General features: G+C 45.0%; 20 protein-coding genes and 1 riboswitch. Of the genes, 19 read left to right on the forward strand and 1 reads right to left on the reverse strand.

Annotated elements, in window-relative coordinates:
- Positions 1 to 39 precede the first annotated feature (39 nt).
- From queG to RBH91_RS05300, 17 genes are all read left to right on the forward strand, one after another.
- A complete protein-coding gene (gene queG / locus RBH91_RS05220; RefSeq protein ID WP_076761476.1) occupies positions 40 to 1,188 on the forward strand; it encodes a tRNA epoxyqueuosine(34) reductase QueG in 1,149 nt (382 codons plus the stop codon).
- Between the two features lie 67 nt (positions 1,189 to 1,255).
- Positions 1,256 to 2,161 carry an amidase domain-containing protein gene (locus RBH91_RS05225; RefSeq protein WP_307893712.1) on the forward strand — a complete coding sequence of 302 codons (906 nt, stop codon included), beginning with the start codon at positions 1,256 to 1,258 and terminating at the stop codon, positions 2,159 to 2,161.
- A gap of 47 nt (positions 2,162 to 2,208) precedes the next feature.
- Positions 2,209 to 2,682, forward strand: coding sequence for a tRNA (uridine(34)/cytosine(34)/5-carboxymethylaminomethyluridine(34)-2'-O)-methyltransferase TrmL (gene trmL / locus RBH91_RS05230; protein WP_076761480.1), 474 nt, complete (start codon positions 2,209 to 2,211; stop codon positions 2,680 to 2,682).
- Positions 2,683 to 2,771: 89 nt separating this feature from the next.
- Positions 2,772 to 3,386, forward strand: a complete 615-nt coding sequence (locus tag RBH91_RS05235) for a YhbD family protein (protein ID WP_076761482.1) — start codon at positions 2,772 to 2,774, stop codon at positions 3,384 to 3,386.
- A 13-nt stretch (positions 3,387 to 3,399) separates the two neighbouring features.
- On the forward strand, positions 3,400 to 4,110 hold the full coding sequence (locus RBH91_RS05240) for a polymer-forming cytoskeletal protein (RefSeq protein WP_076761484.1): 711 nt from the start codon (positions 3,400 to 3,402) through the stop codon (positions 4,108 to 4,110).
- Positions 4,111 to 4,124: 14 nt separating this feature from the next.
- Positions 4,125 to 4,823, forward strand: coding sequence for a hypothetical protein (locus tag RBH91_RS05245; RefSeq protein WP_307893713.1), 699 nt, complete (start codon positions 4,125 to 4,127; stop codon positions 4,821 to 4,823).
- Between the two features lie 417 nt (positions 4,824 to 5,240).
- Entirely contained in the window at positions 5,241 to 7,136 is a 1,896-nt protein-coding gene (gene prkA, locus RBH91_RS05250) for a serine/threonine protein kinase PrkA (RefSeq protein ID WP_307893714.1), read from the forward strand.
- A gap of 177 nt (positions 7,137 to 7,313) precedes the next feature.
- Complete coding sequence (gene yhbH, locus RBH91_RS05255) at positions 7,314 to 8,483, forward strand: sporulation protein YhbH (protein ID WP_307893715.1); 1,170 nt, start codon at positions 7,314 to 7,316, stop codon at positions 8,481 to 8,483.
- Between the two features lie 319 nt (positions 8,484 to 8,802).
- Positions 8,803 to 9,435, forward strand: coding sequence for an HlyD family secretion protein (locus RBH91_RS05260; RefSeq protein WP_076761492.1), 633 nt, complete (start codon positions 8,803 to 8,805; stop codon positions 9,433 to 9,435).
- A gap of 65 nt (positions 9,436 to 9,500) precedes the next feature.
- The gene (locus RBH91_RS05265; protein ID WP_307894670.1) at positions 9,501 to 11,066 is read left to right on the forward strand and encodes a DHA2 family efflux MFS transporter permease subunit; all 1,566 of its coding nucleotides are present in this window, start codon (positions 9,501 to 9,503) and stop codon (positions 11,064 to 11,066) included.
- A 17-nt stretch (positions 11,067 to 11,083) separates the two neighbouring features.
- Entirely contained in the window at positions 11,084 to 11,614 is a 531-nt protein-coding gene (locus tag RBH91_RS05270) for an NAD(P)H-dependent oxidoreductase (RefSeq protein ID WP_076761494.1), read from the forward strand.
- Between the two features lie 13 nt (positions 11,615 to 11,627).
- Positions 11,628 to 11,960 (forward strand): hypothetical protein, encoded by a 333-nt coding sequence (locus RBH91_RS05275; protein WP_307893716.1) that lies wholly within the window; start codon positions 11,628 to 11,630, stop codon positions 11,958 to 11,960.
- A 131-nt stretch (positions 11,961 to 12,091) separates the two neighbouring features.
- Entirely contained in the window at positions 12,092 to 12,859 is a 768-nt protein-coding gene (locus RBH91_RS05280) for a hypothetical protein (RefSeq protein WP_307893717.1), read from the forward strand.
- A 4-nt stretch (positions 12,860 to 12,863) separates the two neighbouring features.
- Positions 12,864 to 13,244, forward strand: a complete 381-nt coding sequence (locus RBH91_RS05285; protein ID WP_076761500.1) for a GntR family transcriptional regulator — start codon at positions 12,864 to 12,866, stop codon at positions 13,242 to 13,244.
- Positions 13,234 to 13,935, forward strand: coding sequence for an ABC transporter ATP-binding protein (locus tag RBH91_RS05290; protein WP_307893718.1), 702 nt, complete (start codon positions 13,234 to 13,236; stop codon positions 13,933 to 13,935). The genes RBH91_RS05285 and RBH91_RS05290 overlap by 11 nt, the downstream gene beginning before the upstream one ends.
- A 36-nt stretch (positions 13,936 to 13,971) precedes the next feature.
- Positions 13,972 to 14,895, forward strand: coding sequence for an ABC transporter ATP-binding protein (locus RBH91_RS05295; protein ID WP_307893719.1), 924 nt, complete (start codon positions 13,972 to 13,974; stop codon positions 14,893 to 14,895).
- A complete protein-coding gene (locus RBH91_RS05300; protein WP_307893720.1) occupies positions 14,888 to 15,829 on the forward strand; it encodes an ABC transporter permease in 942 nt (313 codons plus the stop codon). Before RBH91_RS05295 ends, RBH91_RS05300 begins: the two co-directional genes overlap by 8 nt.
- 115 nt (positions 15,830 to 15,944) lie before the next feature.
- On the opposite strand, the gene cspB is transcribed toward RBH91_RS05300, so the two are convergent.
- A complete protein-coding gene (gene cspB / locus RBH91_RS05305; protein ID WP_003155376.1) occupies positions 15,945 to 16,145 on the reverse strand; it encodes a cold shock-like protein CspB in 201 nt (66 codons plus the stop codon).
- A 346-nt stretch (positions 16,146 to 16,491) separates the two neighbouring features.
- A riboswitch (SAM riboswitch) is annotated at positions 16,492 to 16,605 on the forward strand.
- 100 nt (positions 16,606 to 16,705) lie between these two features.
- Here cspB and RBH91_RS05310 point away from each other — a divergent pair.
- Together RBH91_RS05310 and RBH91_RS05315 are read left to right on the forward strand one after the other, a co-directional pair.
- Positions 16,706 to 17,710, forward strand: a complete 1,005-nt coding sequence (locus RBH91_RS05310; protein WP_307893721.1) for a methionine ABC transporter ATP-binding protein — start codon at positions 16,706 to 16,708, stop codon at positions 17,708 to 17,710.
- A complete protein-coding gene (locus RBH91_RS05315; protein WP_076761511.1) occupies positions 17,711 to 18,361 on the forward strand; it encodes a methionine ABC transporter permease in 651 nt (216 codons plus the stop codon). It begins immediately after the preceding gene.
- The last annotated feature ends 14 nt before the right edge of the window (positions 18,362 to 18,375 follow it).

Here is an 18,375-nt window from a genome sequence, read left to right on the forward strand (position 1 = left end):
GTGAGCGAAAACTAAAACAAAGAAAGGAGGCTCTGCACCATGGATGTCAAAAAATTGAAGCAAGATGTGATTGAATACGCACAGCAAATCGGAATTGATAAAATCCGCTTTGCAAGCGCAGATACATTTGAAACATTGAAAGAGCGTCTAATCGAAAACCGTACGCTCGGCTATGAATCCGGCTTTGAAGAACCTGATATTGAAAAACGGACCAATCCCGATCTCCTGCTGCCAAAGGCGAAATCGATCATCGCGATTGCGCTTGCATACCCTTCAAAAATGAAAGATGCGCCAAGGAGCACAAAAGGCGAACGCAGGGGCATCTTTTGCAGAGCTTCCTGGGGAAAAGACTACCACCATGTACTGCGGGAAAAGCTTGACCAGCTTGAAGAGTTTTTGACGTCGCAGCGCAGCGATGTCAGAACAAAATCAATGGTGGATACCGGAGAGCTTTCCGACCGGGCCGTAGCAGAGCGCGCCGGCATCGGCTGGAGCGGAAAGAACTGCATGATCATCACCCCTGAATTCGGCTCTTACGTCTACTTGGCGGAAATGATTACCAACATCCCGTTTGAACCTGATGAGAGGGTGGAGGATCAGTGCGGCTCATGCAACAAGTGCATTGACGCATGCCCGACCGGAGCGCTTGTAAACCCGGGACAGCTGAACTCCCAGCGATGCATCGCCTTTCAAACGCAGACAAAAGGATTTCTGCCTGATGAGTTCCGCACGAAAATCGGTAACCGGATCTACGGATGTGATACATGCCAGATGGTATGTCCGATTAATAAAGGCAAGGACTTTCACCTTCATCCTGAAATGGAGCCCGATCCTGAGATCGCCAAGCCGCTTTTAAAGCCGCTGCTTACGATGAAGAATCGCGAGTTTAAAGAAAAATTCGGCCATGTGGCGGGTTCCTGGAGGGGGAAAAAGCCGATTCAGCGGAACGCGATTATCGCGCTGGCTCACTTTAAAGAAACAAGCGCACTGCCTGAGCTGGTCTCGCTCCTGCACAAAGATCCGCGCCCGGTCATCAGAGGAACCGCTGCCTGGGCGATCGGAAAGATCGGAGAAGCAGATGTAAAGGATGAGCTTGAAAAAGCGCTGATCCGTGAACAGGATGAAGAAGCAAAAGCCGAGATCGAAAAAGGCATACAGCTTTTAAAGGAAACGAGTGCGACTAATTAAGGGCTGTCCTGACATATGTTTGGAAGAGAAATGTTTCTTTTCAAACAAACAGATGGGGGTGCAGCCCTTGAAACAGATTATCGAGCAATTGCTGAAGGCCAGGCTGAATTATTTAATCAACGGCAGCGACGAAAGAGACTGGCGTAAAGCCGGCGGCTTTGAAGTTATCGAACGAAAACAAAAGCTTTTTGAAAGGCGCGGTGTTCAGATCGTCAAAGCGAATATACGGGCAGCCATAAAGGAGCATTGGGTTGATGAAGACAGTGCAGCCCATGTGAATTATCAAACCCATACCGCATACTTGTGCAAAGATGGGGATGATATGTATATGGAAGAACAAATTGAAAACAGGAATGCTCTATTATATGACGAGATGGTGATCAAAGATTCCGAAAGTCCGCGGCCGGCCGTTCAGCCGCTCCCCGAGGTGGAAAGCAGGGCGGGACATGAGCCGAGCGAATTATTGGGGCGGGCGTTCCGCTATGATCGGCTGGCCGCCGTCCGCTATGCCGAAACATTTTGGAATAAACGGAATCCGGCTTATAAAAACTTTGAAGACAATTGTACAAATTTTATTTCTCAATGCCTCAGAGCCGGAGATGCGCCGATGCGCGGCTATCCGAACAGAGGCAAAGGCTGGTGGATGCAGAATCACTCCTGGAGCTACAGCTGGACTGTCGCCAATTCACTCAGAACGTTCCTGCGACAATCAAAAGCCGGCCTCCGCTCTGTTCCAATGAAGACTGCAGCAGAGCTGATCGAAGGTGATGTGATCTGCTACGATTTCAACGGAGACGGAAGGTTTGATCATGTGGCGATTGTGACGTCAAAAGATAAAAGCAATATGCCGCTTGTGAATGCCCAAACCCATGACTGCCGGATGAGGTACTGGTCTTATGAAGATTCGCCCGCTTATACCTCTTCGATTCGATATGCGTTTTTTCATATTGCAGATGATACGCCAAAAGCGTAAACAATGGTATAATAAATAGCGGATCAGAAAAACAGAGGTGAACATTTTTGGCATTGCATGTCGTATTATATCAACCAGAAATTCCTGCGAATACAGGAAATATCGCACGAACTTGTGCAGCAACAGATACAACGCTTCATTTAATCAGGCCGCTCGGATTTTCAACAGATGATAAAATGCTGAAGCGCGCAGGCCTTGACTACTGGGAATTCGTCAATGTCGTCTATCATGATTCATTGAAGGAATTGTTTGAGGCGCATCCGAAAGGACAGTTCTTCTATATTTCGAAGTTCGGCCAGAAACCGCACACATCATTTGACTATTCAGATCAAAACGAAGATTATTTTTTCGTGTTCGGCAGAGAAACGAACGGTCTTCCAAAAGACTTGATCGAACAAAACATGGACCGCTGCCTGCGTTTGCCGATGACAGAGCATGTCAGATCGCTGAACCTGTCAAATACTGCGGCAATTCTTGTCTATGAGGCGCTTCGCCAGCAAAACTACAGAGATTTAACATAAGCGGCTGCCCCCAAAAAGAAGGGGGCGGTTTTTTTAGGCTTTTTAATGTAACAGTGTTATGTTACAATGTTTGTGAAGGAGTGAAGAATATGGAGCATGATGATTTAATCTCAAAAAAAGAGCTGCTTGATTTGACATCGATTTCTTATGGGCAGCTTTATAGATGGAAACGGAAAAATTTAATACCTGAAGAATGGTTTATTCGGAAATCTACGTTTACCGGACAAGAAACGTTTTTTCCAAAGGAAGAGATCCTGAAAAGAATCGAAAAAATTCAAAATATGAAAGAAAACCTTTCGCTTGATGAAATGGCGGAAATGTTTTCGCCGAGGCTTGAAAAGATCAATGCCAGCCGCGGGGAGCTGCTTGAAAAAGGGCTGGTTTCCGGTGCGGTCATGTCATTTTTCATAGAAAATACAGATCAACGGGATGATGCATTTGAACTGACAGAAGCGCTGGCCGTTTATGTGCTGGAAGGATTGCTTCAGTCAGGGGAGATCAGTCTTGATGAAGGAAAAATGGTTTTGGATGTCATGCTGTCGCGTGCTCCGAAGCACCAGGGCAGGCTGATCGTGCTGCGAAAGCTAGGCATCGCCACATGCTTTATTGCTGAAGGCGAAATCGTGTTTGAAAAGGCGGTGAAAGTCGCTGCTGATATCAGTCTGGCGGCTGCCGGAGAAGAAATGAAAACAAAATTACTGTAATGGAGGAACAGCGATGGATAATTTAACGATAAACGGCTTTGGAAGTTCAAGCGGAGGGACGTTTCAATCTGTTGAATTAAACGGCAAAGGAACGGTTAACGGTGATGTTGATTGCAAACGGCTTCTCTGCAACGGGACTGGGACCGTAAATGGGAATGTGAAGGCCGATACGGTGAAAATCAGCGGCCATGCGAAAATGAACGGCGGGATTACTGCTTCTTCAGTGCGGATTGACGGCTCCGCAAAGGTAGAAGGAGATGTCAGCGCGGATAAACTGAAAATCTCCGGTTATGCAGGCCTGAGCGGTCATGTGAAAGGAGACGAGCTGATGATTCGGGGAAAAGCGTCAATCGGCAAAGACTGCGAAGTAGAACATTTTTCGGCTGAAGGCTATTTTACGATCGGCGGTCTTTTAAATGCAGAACAAATTGAGATCAAGGTGCATGGAGGCGAAAGCAAAGTCAAAGAAATCGGCGGCCGGCGCATCAGCTGTACAGTACATCAGTCCAAATTGCTGTCATTTTTGACACCGCTGATTTCTCCGCCGAGGCTCTCTGCAGAACTGATTGAAGGCGATCACATAGAACTCGCCAACACAACGGCGAAAATCGTTCGGGGCAATACGGTGATCATCGGAGAAAATTGTGATATCGGACTGATAGAATACAAGGAAGATCTCAAGCAGTCAAAAACGGCAAAAATCGAAGAGAGCCAGAAAATATAGCGGAGGGATATGGTATGGAGAAAAACGACTTAAAAATCAGCGGATCTGGGAGCGCGTCCGGCGGCTCTTATCAACAAGTCGTCATCAGAGGCGAAGGAATGATCGGAGGAGACCTTGACTGCTCTAAATTTCGCACATATGGCACAAGCACTCTTTCAGGAGATGCTGCAGTTCAAACATTTGCTATACATGGAGAGTCGGAAGTCGGCGGCAGCTTGAAAGCAAAAAAGGCCAAAATCTTCGGAACGGCTGACATTGCGGGCGACGCCGAAATCAGCGAAGCGGCCGTCAAAGGCATGGTCAATATCGGCGGAAATATGACCGCTGAAACATGCGACATCAAAGGCGCGCTGACTGTAAAAGGTGATTGTGAAGCGGAGCGTTTTGCATTACAAGGGAGTCTTGAATTAAAAGGGCTTTTGAACGCCGGTATGATTGAAATCGGGTTAAGATTGGGCAAGAGCTCTATTGGAGATATCGGCGGAACCGTAATAAAAGTGGTCAATAAACGCGGCTTCTTTAAAAGAAACGGCGGTTTTCTCTCGGCCAAAGTGATAGAAGGTGACGACATTTACCTGGAAAACACAACGGCTCAGATTGTCAGAGGAAACAAGGTGCATATAGGTCCGGGCTGCCGCATTGAAGCTGTTGAGTACAAAAGCGATTATCAGGTGTCTTCCCGGGCGGATGTAAAAGAAAATAAACAAAGCTGATTTAGAATAAAACAGTGTTATGTTTTAAAAAAGAAAAAGGATGGCTGCTTATCACGCCATCCTTTTTCTTTTTTAATTTTTCTTCCCCGGCTTGCTTTCATACCCGGCTGTGAAAATGGATACGAGAAATGTGAGGATAACCCCCATCATAATCAAGGTTCTCAACAAAATCACCCTTTCCATCCTTTATCCCTTGTTGTCTTCGGCCATGTGGTAGTTAGAGTCCGGCTGATCCGCGGCGCATCTGCGGGCCGGGCTTATCTGCTTTTATTATGAATGGTTTGCGCCGTCCTTGTCAATTCGAGGAAGTACATTTCAATTTTCATATGAAACGCATCTAAAGGGACATCTCCGCATAGAGTGAATGTAACAGTGATTCACTTGGCACCTTGCATTCATCACATATAGGAGGTTCTTATGGATATATTAAAAAAGATTGAACAGTATAGAGAGGAAGAGCAGCGTCTGAAGTGGGAAGGAACCTTCGCTGATTATTTGGAAATCGTGAAAGAAAATCCGACTGTCGCACAATCTGCTCATTCCCGCGTTTACAATATGATTAAAGACAGCGGCATTGAAGAAAAAGACGGAAAAAAAGTATACAGCTTCTTTGACAAGGAGCTGTTTGGGCTTGAAGAACCTTTAGAACGCCTTGTTGAAGAATATTTTCATCCGGCCGCAAAGCGCTTGGACGTCAGAAAAAGAATTTTGCTGTTAATGGGTCCTGTCAGCGGCGGAAAGTCAACGCTTGTCACGATGCTGAAAAAAGGTCTTGAAGCTTACTCGCTGACAGATGAAGGCGCAGTCTACGCGATTAAAGGGTGTCCGATGCATGAAGATCCGCTTCATTTAATTCCTCAGCATTTGCGCGAGGATTTTTATAAGGAATACGGCATCCGCATTCAAGGCAATTTATCCCCTTTAAATATGATGCGGCTTGAACAGGAGTATGGCGGAAGAATTGAAGATGTAAAGGTTGAAAGAATCTTTTTTTCCGAGGATAAACGGACAGGGATCGGCACGTTCAGTCCCTCTGATCCAAAGTCGCAGGATATTGCCGATCTGACGGGCAGCATCGATTTTTCAACGATCGCTGAATACGGATCAGAATCCGATCCGAGGGCATACCGTTTCGATGGGGAACTAAACAAAGCGAACAGAGGGATGATGGAATTCCAGGAAATGCTGAAATGCGATGAGAAATTCCTCTGGCATCTTCTGTCCCTGACACAGGAAGGCAATTTTAAAGCGGGCCGGTTCGCGCTGATTTCGGCGGATGAACTGATCGTAGCCCACACGAATGAAAGCGAATACCGTTCATTTATTTCGAATAAGAAGAATGAAGCGCTCCATTCGCGGATTATCGTGATGCCGATTCCATATAATTTGAAAGTGACAGAAGAGGAGCGGATTTACGAGAAAATGATCGCTGAAAGCGACGTGTCTGACGTGCATATTGCCCCGCACACTTTAAAAGTGGCCGCGATGTTTTCGATCCTCACGAGGCTGAAAGAGCCGAAGCGTTCAGATATTGACCTCGTCAAGAAAATGAGGCTGTATGACGGAGAAAGTGTTGAAGGGTACAATTCCGTCGATGTCGACGATATGAAAAAAGAATATCATGACGAAGGGATGAGCGGGATTGATCCGCGATATGTCATCAACAGGATTTCTTCGACGATCATCCGCAAAAACATGGAATCGATCAATGCGCTCGATGTCCTTCGATCGTTAAAAGAAGGACTTAACCAGCACCCCTCGATTTCAGCCGAAGACCGTGAGCGTTATTTGAACTTTATTTCGGCCGCAAGAAAAGAATACGATGAGATGGCGAAAAAAGAAGTGCAAAAAGCATTTGTATACTCGTATGAAGAATCAGCTAAAACCCTTATGGACAATTATCTCGACAATGTGGAAGCCTACTGCAATAAAATCAAGCTGCGCGATCCGCTGACAGGCGAGGAAATGAATCCTGACGAAAAGCTGATGAGGTCGATAGAAGAGCAAATCGGCATTTCTGAAAACGCCAAGAGAGCATTCCGTGAAGAAATTCTCATCCGGATCTCGGCCTATGCGAGAAAAGGGAAGCGGTTTGACTACAATTCGCATGAACGGCTGAGAGAAGCCATTCAGAAAAAGCTGTTTGCAGATTTAAAGGATGTGGTCAAAATTACGACATCGACAAAAACGCCGGATGAACAGCAGCTGAAAAAAATCAATGAGGTCGTCGCCCGTCTCATTGATGAACACGGCTATAATTCAACAAGCGCAAATGAGCTTTTAAAATATGTAGGAAGCTTATTAAACCGGTAGTTCAAGACCCGTCCGGAAGAAGGGCGGGTTCTTTTGTCCCATTTTCAAAATTGTTTGTCAAAAGTCATCTGCCGTCCGCATAAGATAAAAATAAACATTTTTTAAGGCTGATTTCAAAGAATTCTCGTGCATGTATGAAGCCATTTTTTAGGGATTTATCAATAAGGAGGGGAATTCATGTCCCATAAAGACAATGGCCATTTTATTATTTCTGAGGAAGACTGGTCCCTCCATCGAAAAGGGTATGATGACCAACAGCGCCACCAGAAAAAGGTGCAGGATGCGATAAAGAACAATCTGCCTGATCTGATCACGGAAGAAAGCATCATCATGTCCAACGGTAAAGATGTTGTCAAAATTCCGATTCGTTCATTAGATGAGTATAAAATCCGTTATAACTATGATAAAAATAAACACGCCGGACAGGGAGAGGGAGACAGCAAGGTGGGAGACATCGTGGCAAGGGACGGCTCTGACAAACGAAGCGGCACCGGAAAAGGCCGGGGAGCGGGTGATCAGGCCGGTGAGGACTATTATGAAGCGGAAGTTTCATTAATGGACTTGGAAGAGGCGCTCTTCAGCGAGATGGAGCTGCCGAATTTAGAACAGAAAGAACGCGATGACATTGTCGTCGAAGATATCGAGTTCAATGATATCCGCAAAACGGGGCTGACTGGCAATATCGATAAGAAAAGAACGATGCTCTCCGCATATAAGCGAAACGCGATGACGGGAAAACCTTCGTTTTATCCGATTTTCCCCGAAGACTTAAAATTTAAAACGTGGAATGACTCCGTCAAACCGGAATCCAAGGCTGTTGTATTGGCGATGATGGATACGAGCGGTTCGATGGGCGTTTGGGAAAAATATATGGCGCGAAGTTTTTTCTTTTGGATGACACGCTTTTTGCGGACAAAGTATGAAACGGTTGACATCGAATTTATTGCCCACCATACAGAAGCAAAAGTCGTATCTGAAGAAGACTTCTTTTCAAAGGGGGAAAGCGGAGGGACGATATGTTCATCCGTATACCGAAAATCCTTGGAACTGATCGATGATAAATATCACCCGACCCGCTATAACATTTATCCATTTCATTTTTCGGACGGTGATAATTTGACATCTGACAACCCGAGATGTGTCAAGCTCGTTGGAGAAATTATGGAGAAGGCAAATATCTTCTGCTATGGGGAAGTCAATCAATACAACAGGCATTCAACTTTAATGTCGGCCTATAAAAATATTAAAAATGAAAAATTCAAGTACTATGTTTTAAAACAGAAAGCCGATGTGTTCCAGGCGCTGAAAAGTTTTTTCAGCAATGAAGAACGTCATCAATATACGTAAAAGCGCCAAGCCGCGCCTCCTTTATGGAGGTTTTTTTATGTGGAAAATATTGAAGTGAAGATTTTCAGTGCAAGGTTGTTGACATTCTTTCTTACTTTAACTAATATTTAATCTTGTTAACTATTAATTTTGTTGTTTGCATGGGTGAACTCGTTTTACAAATTCCGATCTTTTTTGCTCAGTTTTGAACAACCGAATCAAAAGGAAGTTCAGTACACGTCCGCAAGTTTCTGAGCAGGAAATAGGGAAAACGCAAACTGTGTGCGGCCCGCTTGCCGGGTTCGCCAAAAATATAAGAATACGGAAGGAGAAATAAAACATGAGCAAAGGACGTTTAATCGCGACTAACATTATCGGACTCATCATCGTGCTTGCCATCATTGCAGGAGGCGCGTATTTCTATTATGACAGCATCAGCTATGTGAAAACAGATGAAGCGCATGTTGCCGGGGAAATGGCTGACATCACAGCGACTGCATCAGGCAAGCTGACTGACTGGGATATCAAAGAAGGAACAAAAGTTTCAAAAGACGAAAAAACAGCGAAGATCAAAGGCGAACAAACCGTTGATGTAAAGTCAATCATGGACGGAACAATCGTAAAAAATGAAGCGAAAGAAGGTCAGGTCGTACAAGCCGGACAAACGCTGGCCAAAACGATCGACATGGACCACCTGTATATTACAGCAAACATTGAAGAAAACGACCTTAAAGATATTGAAAAAGGCGACAAAGTGGACATCGTGGTTGACGGTGATTCAGGCTCTACCTTTGAAGGAAACGTTGAAGAAATCGGCTATGCGACAAACTCTACATTTGATCTGCTTTCCCAAAGCAATTCAAGCGGAAACTACACAAAAGTGACGCAGAAAGTGCCGGTGAAAATTTCAATCAAAAACCCATCTGATAAAGTGCTGCCGGGAATGAACGCATCAGTAAAAATTTCAAAATAGCTTGGGGGAAGAAAACGAGCGAAAGGAGGATGTCATAAGTGGCTTCTCAAGAGAAACAAGGAAATATGTCACTGCTTATTATATTAATGTCCGGTTTGTTTCTGGCCATTTTAAACCAGACGCTGCTGAATGTGGCGATGCCGCATCTCATGACCGAATTTAATGTGAGCGCCACAACGATTCAATGGCTGACGACTGGATATATGCTTGTCAACGGCGTTTTGATTCCTTTATCAGCCTTCTTGATTATACGGTTTGGCGGGCGCAGTCTGTTCTTAAGCGCCATGCTGCTGTTTACGATCGGAACGCTGATTTGCGGTATATCGCCCAATTTCTCAACGATGTTAATCGGGCGCCTCATTCAGGCGGTCGGCGGAGGCATACTCCAGCCTTTAGTGATGACGACGATTCTGTTCATCTTCCCTCCGGAAAGCCGCGGGAAAGGGATGGGAATCTTTGGACTCGCGATGATGTTTGCTCCGGCGGTCGGTCCGACCTTATCCGGCTGGGTCATCGAAAACTATAGCTGGCGGATCATGTTCTACGGGCTTGTACCTGTTGGCGTCATTGTGATTATTTGCGGATTTTTCCTATTTAAAAATATGACAGAACCTAAAAAAATTAAGCTGGATACAGCAGGTGCGTTCCTTTCAGTCATCGGGTTTGCAGCATTGCTGTACGGTGTCAGTGAAGCGGGAACCGACGGCTGGGATGATCCGGTCGTTCTTTCTACCGTTGTGATCGGTGTCATCGGCATTATTGCTTTCATTATCCAGCAATTGAAATCAAAAGAACCGATGCTCGATTTCAGAGTGTTTAAATATGACATGTTTTCATTATCAAGCGTGATCAACGCAATCATTACGGTCGCTTTATATGCCGGAATGTTTCTGATTCCGATCTATTTGCAGAACCTGGTCGGTTTTACGGCGCTTGAGTCGGGTCTTCTCATGCTTCCTGGCGCAATCGTCATGCTTTTGATGTCGCCGGTATCAGGGATTTTATTTGATAAAATCGGTCCCAGACCGCTTGCGATCGTCGGTTTATTGATCACCGTCGTTACGACTTACCAATTTACGACACTTACCATTGATACACCATATATGCATATCGTGGTTATTTATGCGATTCGGGCGTTTGGTATGTCAATGCTGATGATGCCGATTATGACAGCCGGCATGAACCAGCTTCCGCAGCATTTGAACAGCCATGGAACGGCAATGTCCAATACGCTTCGCCAAATCAGCGGTTCGATTGGAACAAGCTTGATGACGACGATATATACAACGCGCACGACATTTCACTACGCATCAATGGCTGACCAAACAAATACGGCTGATCCGTCATTTATGCATACATTGCAGTCAACCATTCAGTCAACAGCACAATCGATGCATATATCCATTGAACAGGCGCAACAATATGTTGTGAAATATTTGACCGGACAGGCACAGCTCAATTCCAATGTCATGGGGATCAATGATGCATTTATGTGGGCGGCTGGATTCTGTTTAGCCGGTCTTGTGCTCAGTCTGTTTTTGAGAGATGTCAGAAAAGACAAGAACCGCAAGAAAAATAAAGCAGAAGAGCTGACTTTGCTGCCGGCTCCGAAGGAAGCGAAAGAATCTTAAGATGAGGAGGCTCTCATATGAAAATCTATGTTGTCTATGACAGTGAAGGCGAACACACAAAAAAATTAGCTGAATCGATTGCAGAAGGTGCACGGGAAAATGAGGCGGCAGAAGTGTTGATCGACCATGTCAGCCAGGCTGATGTCAGAAAGCTCGAAGATATGGATGCCATCATCTGGGGATGCCCGGGCCATTTCGGCACGATCAGTTCTGGTTTGAAAGCCTGGATTGATAAGCTCGGCTATTTATGGGCGGAAGGAAAGCTGATCAATAAGGTCGGCGCCGTGTTCTGCACAACAGCGACGACTCATGGCGGAGTTGAAGCGACGATGCTCAACTTAATCACGCCGATGCTCCATCAAGGAATGATGATTGTCGGTCTCCCTGGGAATGTACCTGAAAATGCTTTATACGGATCTTATTACGGGGCCGGCATCACATGCCCTGTAGACAGTGATGAATTAATTACTGAGGAAGGCCTTGAGCTGGGCCGGGCTTTGGGCAGACGCGTCACACAAGTGACGGGCCGCTTTGCAGCAGGACAGTAAGGAGCGTTTTGACATGACCATTATCGTGACCATTATAGCTGCAGTCATCGTTATTATCGGACTTGTGGTGTTTAATGTACGTTCGGCATCTCCTGCAAAACCTGAACCTGCTGAGGAGCCTCGTGTTGAGCGCACTTCCCCGGTTCAGGTGGAAGAAGAGGCGCCGGAAGCGCCGGAACCAGCTTTCGGCGAAAATGATCAGTATGTCATGACTGATCAAACATATCGGGAGATACTGCAAAAGTTTCAAACACCAAAAGAACAAAATAACGCCCCTAAAGAAGAAATGGATGACATGGATTACCGAAATGCATTGAAGTCCATGAAGAAACGGGATCAAGATTAAAAGCAAATTCGCTGGGTATCAGCGGGTTTGCTTTTTTTTTCGGTTTTTTTAAAAATTTTATTGTCATTTCTTCTGTATCAGTGTACTATTGTCGTAGTACACTGATACAGAGATTTAGAGGAGGATATCGTTTGAAATCTTTCAGCGGTTTATTTAAAAAAGATTTGCTCACCTCAAGATTTTGGTTTCTTACTTGGGTGCTCTTGATGCTTTTTGCGATCACTGCAAGCATTGTTTTTGCCCGCTATACAGACGAACCGATGGTGTTGTTTGGGGCGTTTGCGACCATCTTATTGTTTCATATTCTGTTTTGTCCACTCATGATGATCAGCCAGCTTCACTTGGAAGGGAAAACCCAGTTATGGCTGTATAATCCGAATAAGGGTGCGGTTTTGCTGCTGTCAAAATTGGCGTCAGCCGCCGTGTATCAAATGGCTTCCCAGGCGATTCTTTTTATGTTCGGATTGGTTGTCAGAGGCGTCCTGGAATCCCTGAGTGACAGTCTGTTTTCGGTTTGGGATATGATGATTGTCAACATCGCAGTCTTTTTCGGATCAGTGTTGTTTTCAACGTGGGTCATGTTTCTGTGGACGATATATGAAACACTTAGAAAATATCCGGCCATCAAAAAAATCCGCTGGCTCATTCCTTTATTGATCTACTATGCTTATGGATTGATAGAAGGGCTGTTCATCAAGAGCGGTCTGTTTCAGGCTGCACAGGAGTTTTGGAGCTTTTCCATAAAGACGAATTTCAAATTTCACTATCAGAATTCAGAATGGACTGTTGCATTTTCTAAAATTGATCTTCCGGGTGTTCTCCTGGTGTATTATGCGGTTTTAGGTGTCTGTCTATTCTATTTTTCCGGCAAGATACTTGATAGAAGAGTTGAGGTGTAATGCGATGGCAAATGATTTTTCTTCATCAAAGCCGATCTACAAGCAAATTGCCGAACAGCTTTTCAAAAGAATGGTACGCGAAGAGATCAAGCCGGGAGAAAAACTGCCTTCCGTCCGTGAGCTGGCTGTCGAGACACAAGTAAATCCGAATACGATTCAAAGAACCTACAATGAAATGGAAAGGATGGGCATCGTGGAGACCAGGCGGGGACAGGGAACTTTTGTTGTTGAAAAGTCGGAAGTGATTGATGATTTAAAACGGGAGATGCAAGCCGAAGTCATCGGACAATTTGTGCTAAGCATGGAAGAACTCGGTCTGTCTAAACAAGATATGCTGTCTGAGCTTGACCGTTATCTACAGAAAGGAGATCCAAATGAACATTGAGCTGAGAAATGTCACGAAAAAGTACGGCAAAGATTTCGCGCTCAAAGATGCAGATCTGACTCTGTCTCCCGGCAAAATTTACGGATTGGCCGGACCGAATGGCAGCGGCAAATCAACGATCTTAAAGCTGATCACAGGGCTTACTTTTCCGGATTCGGGAACGGTTTTTATTGAAGGAAAGCCCGCAGCCCGGCACATGGCTGAAAGTATCGCCTATTTAACAGAGCTTGATATGTTTTATGAGCCTTTCCTTGTAAAGGATATGATTTATTTTTATGAAAGCCAGTTTGCCGATTTTCAGACTGATAAGGCCTTTGACCTTTTAGAAGATATGAAAATCGCTGGGGATAAAAAAATCGGAAGGCTTTCCAAAGGGAACCGAGGCAGACTGAAGCTTGTGCTGACATTGGCGCGCAATGCACCAGTCGTGCTGCTTGATGAGCCTCTTTCAGGCCTTGATCCGCTGGTGAGAGAATCGATTGTCAAAAGTCTGCTTACAAATCTTGAGCTTGAAAAGCAGACGGTGATCATCGCCACGCATGAAATTCATGAAATCGAACCGATTTTGGATGAAGTGATCGTCGTCTTAAACGGGCGGATTGAGGAAAAAAAGGATGTCGAAGAGCTTCGTGAAGAATCAGGGGTTTCGCTTTTACAATGGCTTAAACAGCTTATCAAAGAAAAATCATGATGAATCTGCAACTTCAAAAGTCGGGAGGGGAAATCAGTGGAAACACTGCTGCAATTAAAAAACGTCTCAAAAACGATCAGAGGAAAGAAAATTATCGACGGATTGAGCTTTGATGTACACGCCGGAGAGATATTCGGCTTTTTAGGGCCGAACGGCGCCGGAAAAACGACGACGATCAGGATGATGGTCGGTCATATGAACATCACCGCTGGAGAGATTGCCGTGTGCGGTGTGAGCGTAAAAGACAATTTTGAAAAGGCTGCCGGCCATATCGGGGCGATCGTCGAAAATCCTGAGCTGTATAAATTTTTAACGGGCTATCAAAACCTTCAGCAATATGCGCGCATGACAAAAGGCGTGACAAAAAAGAAAATCGATGAAATCGTCGAGCTCGTCGGTCTGAAGAGCAGGATCAATGATAAGGTCAAAACGTATTCTTTAGGCATGAGGCAAAGGCTCGGCCTTGCTCAAAGTCTTTTGCACGATCCAAAGCTGCTGATCCTTGATGAGCCTACAAACGGACTTGATCCGGCTGGAATCAGGGAAATCCGCGATTATTTAAGAAAACTGACAAGGGAAAGAGGCTTGGCCGTCATCGTTTCGAGCCACCTTCTTTCTGAAATGGAACTGATGTGTGACAGGATTGCCATCATTCAAAACGGCAAGCTGCGCGATATTCAACATGTGCACGGAGCTGCCGCGGACGAGAGAAAGCGCTATTTCATCCAGGCTGATGATGTAGACGCCCTGCTTCGCGAGGCTGCTGGGTTTGGAGACAGACGGGTTGAAAAAGTTCAAACGGGAATAGAAATCAGCCTCTCGAAAGGTGAAGTTCCTGATTTCATTAAACATTTGACCGACGGCGGCATCCGCTTATATGAAGTGAAGGTCATCAACAAATCTCTGGAAGACCGATTCTTGGAAATCACCGCAGAAGATGAGGAGGCTCAGCATGTTTAATCTCGTTGTTAATGAATGGATCAAAATTTTCAATCGAAAAGGAACATACGTCATGATCGGGTTATTGCTGTTATCCGTCATCGGACTGGGCATCATGACCAAGACTATAGGCGAAAGCGGCGTGAGCGCAGATTGGAAAAAGGAATTGGCGCAGGAAAATGCGGATATGAAACAACAGCTTGAAGGCGTCAATAATCCCGTTCTTGAACAAAACTACAAAAAGTCGATCGCCATTAATGATTATCGAATCAAGCACGATTTACCGGAGGATGGAGAGTATTCGGTATTGTCGTTTATCAATGATGCCATAGATGTAATTCCCATGATCGGACTGTTTGTCATTACGGTAGCGGCGGGGATTGTCGCAAATGAATTCAGCTGGGGAACGGTGAAACTTCTTGTCATTCGGCCGATCAGCCGCTTTAAAATATTATTATCCAAGTATCTTACGGTGCTGCTGTTTGCGCTGGCTTTGCTTTTCATTTTGTTTGCAAGCGCGGGCTTAACAGGTCTTCTTTTATTTGGTACGGGAGAAAGCAGCCAGGTGCACCTTGCGTATGTGAATGGAAGCGTAGAAGAGCAAAGTCTTCTGCTGCACTTAGCCGGCAGCTACCTGCTGAATTCGATCTCACTGTTCATGATGTCGACGATGGCATTTATGATTTCAGCCGTTTTCAGAAACAGTTCTCTTGCCGTAGGGATTTCGATCTTTCTGCTTGTCATGGGTGGAACGGCGACAGGCCTACTTTCAATGAAATTCGATTGGGCGAAATACATCTTGTTTGCCAACACGGATTTAACGCAGTATTTTGACGGAACACCGCTTGTTTCAGGAATGACGTTAGGGTTTTCGATTACGGTGCTGGCTGTCTATTTTATCGTTTTTCAAGTGCTGGCTTTCGGCGTATTTACAAAAAGAGACATTGCTTCATAAGCGGTTTTGGAACGAAAGCATAACACCGGTTTCCGGGCGTTATGCTTTTTTTAAAACATAAAAAGACTGCTGACGATAAGTCAGCAGTCTTGTATGAAGATCAGCGGTTCCCAGCTTATGCTTTTGTTACGTTAGCAGCTTGTGGTCCGCGGTTTCCTTCAACGATTTCGAAAGATACAGATTGGCCTTCTTCCAAAGTTTTGAAGCCTTCGCCTTGAATAGCAGAGAAATGAACGAATACATCGTCTTGTCCTTCAACTTCGATGAATCCGAATCCTTTTTCAGAGTTAAACCATTTTACTTTACCTTCTAGCATGAAATTTCCTCCTAAAGCGATAACGCTTAAATTCACTATTCTTGCTCTAAAACAAACTTCCAAGACGAAAACTCTTACAAAACTTTCTTCTTAAAGATAGTTCGAACAAAAATAATTACCTTTACTTTACCAGTGTTTAAGCGAAATTACAACTGCTAAACGCAAATTTTTTTAAAAAAGTGAATTTAGTTAGGATTGTGAGACGGAAAAATGAAAAACCGCACCGGCAGGGGAAGCACTTTGAAAGGCAGCTTTCCCATGCCGGTCCGTAGAAAGCTCAAAAAACCCTCATTGACAACATTCCGAAGAAGCTGTAAAGTTAGGTAAAACTTTATACATCAACAACTTCTTATTCAGAGAGGCGGAGGGAATTGGCCCTATGAAACCTCGGCAGCGGGTTCTGTGCGATACAGAATACTGTGCCAACTCCAACAAGCCGTACAGGCTTGAAAAATAAGAAAAGCGGATGCACTCAAATATTCCCTTGAGCTGATAGGCTTCTTCTTATTTTAAATAAGAAGAAGCCTTTTTTGTTATCTAAAACACGGAGGAGGATCATCATGATTACATTTCAAGGGGTTGAAAAAGTGTATGAGAGCGGCGGACAGAAAGTCCGTGCGCTGAATGGCATTGACCTTCATGTCAATAAAGGGGAAATATACGGAGTCATTGGATTTAGCGGAGCAGGCAAAAGCACGCTGATCCGCTGTGTCAACTTTCTCGAAAAACCGACGGCGGGAAAGGTATTCGTTGGCGGTCGGGATTTAACATCATTGTCAAAAAGCGAAATCCGCTCTGTGAAACGGAAAATTGGAATGGTGTTTCAGCATTTTAACCTTTTAAATTCGAAGACTATTTTCGCAAATGTCGCGGAGCCGCTTGTACTCGTCAAAACACCGAAAGCCAAAATCAAACAAAAAGTGATGGATCTGCTTCGTTTTGTCGGCCTTGAGGATAAAGCGGGCGATTATCCGGATCAGCTTTCAGGCGGGCAAAAACAGCGCGTCGGCATCGCGCGGGCGCTGGCGACAAATCCGGAGGTTCTGCTTTGTGATGAAGCCACATCTGCGCTTGATCCGCAGACAACCGGCGAAATCCTGAAACTGTTAAAGCGTGTCAACGAGCAATACAATATTACGATTCTTTTGATCACCCATGAAATGAATGTCGCAAGAGAAATTTGCGACAAAGTCGCTGTGATTGAAAAAGGAAGAATCATTGAATCAGGCAGTGTGTTTGACGTTTTTTCCGCACCGCAGACAGACACATCCAAAAGCTTTATTCGATCGGCTATAGATCATGAGATTCCTGAATCGATCCAAAAGCTGAATGTAAAGCATCTCTACCAATTTCAATTTATCGGGGAATCATCAGGGAAGCCGTTTCTCTCCCGTGTATCAAAGCGATTTGATGTGGAAGTCAATATTCTTCACGGAACGATTACAGAACTCCAAGGCATTCCATTTGGCAGCATAACGGTCGAGCTGCAGGGAGAAGACGATGAAATCAGGCGGGCTCTAGATGATATCCGTAAAGAAAACATTCGAGTAAGGGAGGTTTCATAGATGCTTGTTACATATGACCAAATCATCAATGCACTGTTAGAGACGATACAGATGACTCTTTTTTCACTTTTGTTTTCAAGCATCATCGGAATTCCGCTCGGGATTTTGCTCGTTGTCACAAGAAAGGGAAATCTCCTCGAAAATAGAGCGGTTTTTACGATTGTCAATGCCATCATTAACATTTTCCGATCTGTGCCGTTCATTATTTTAATGGTTGCTTTAATCCCGATAACACGGCTGATCGTAGGGACGTCAATCGGAACATCGGCTGCGATTGTGCCGCTTACTTTTTATGCGGGGCCATATATAGCAAGGCTTGTAGAAAACTCTCTTCTTGAAGTGGACCCCGGGGTCATTGAAGCAGCTGAAGCTATGGGGGCCACCCCGCGGCAGATCATCTTTCGATTTTTGATTCCGGAAGCGCTCGGTTCATTGGTGCTGAGCTTTACGGTTGCGACAGTCGGGCTTGTCGGGGCTTCGGCAATGGCTGGTGCAATAGGCGCCGGCGGACTCGGAGACTTGGCGATCACTTACGGCTATCAGAGATTTGATACGCTGACGATGATCATAACGGTGGCGATGCTTGTCATCGTTGTACAAGGATTGCAGACATCAGGAAATGTGCTTTCAAAAAAAATAAGAAGAAGATAAAAAGAGAGGTAGAC

This window comes from Bacillus swezeyi (assembly GCF_030908325.1).
Taxonomy (GTDB): domain Bacteria; phylum Bacillota; class Bacilli; order Bacillales; family Bacillaceae; genus Bacillus; species Bacillus swezeyi.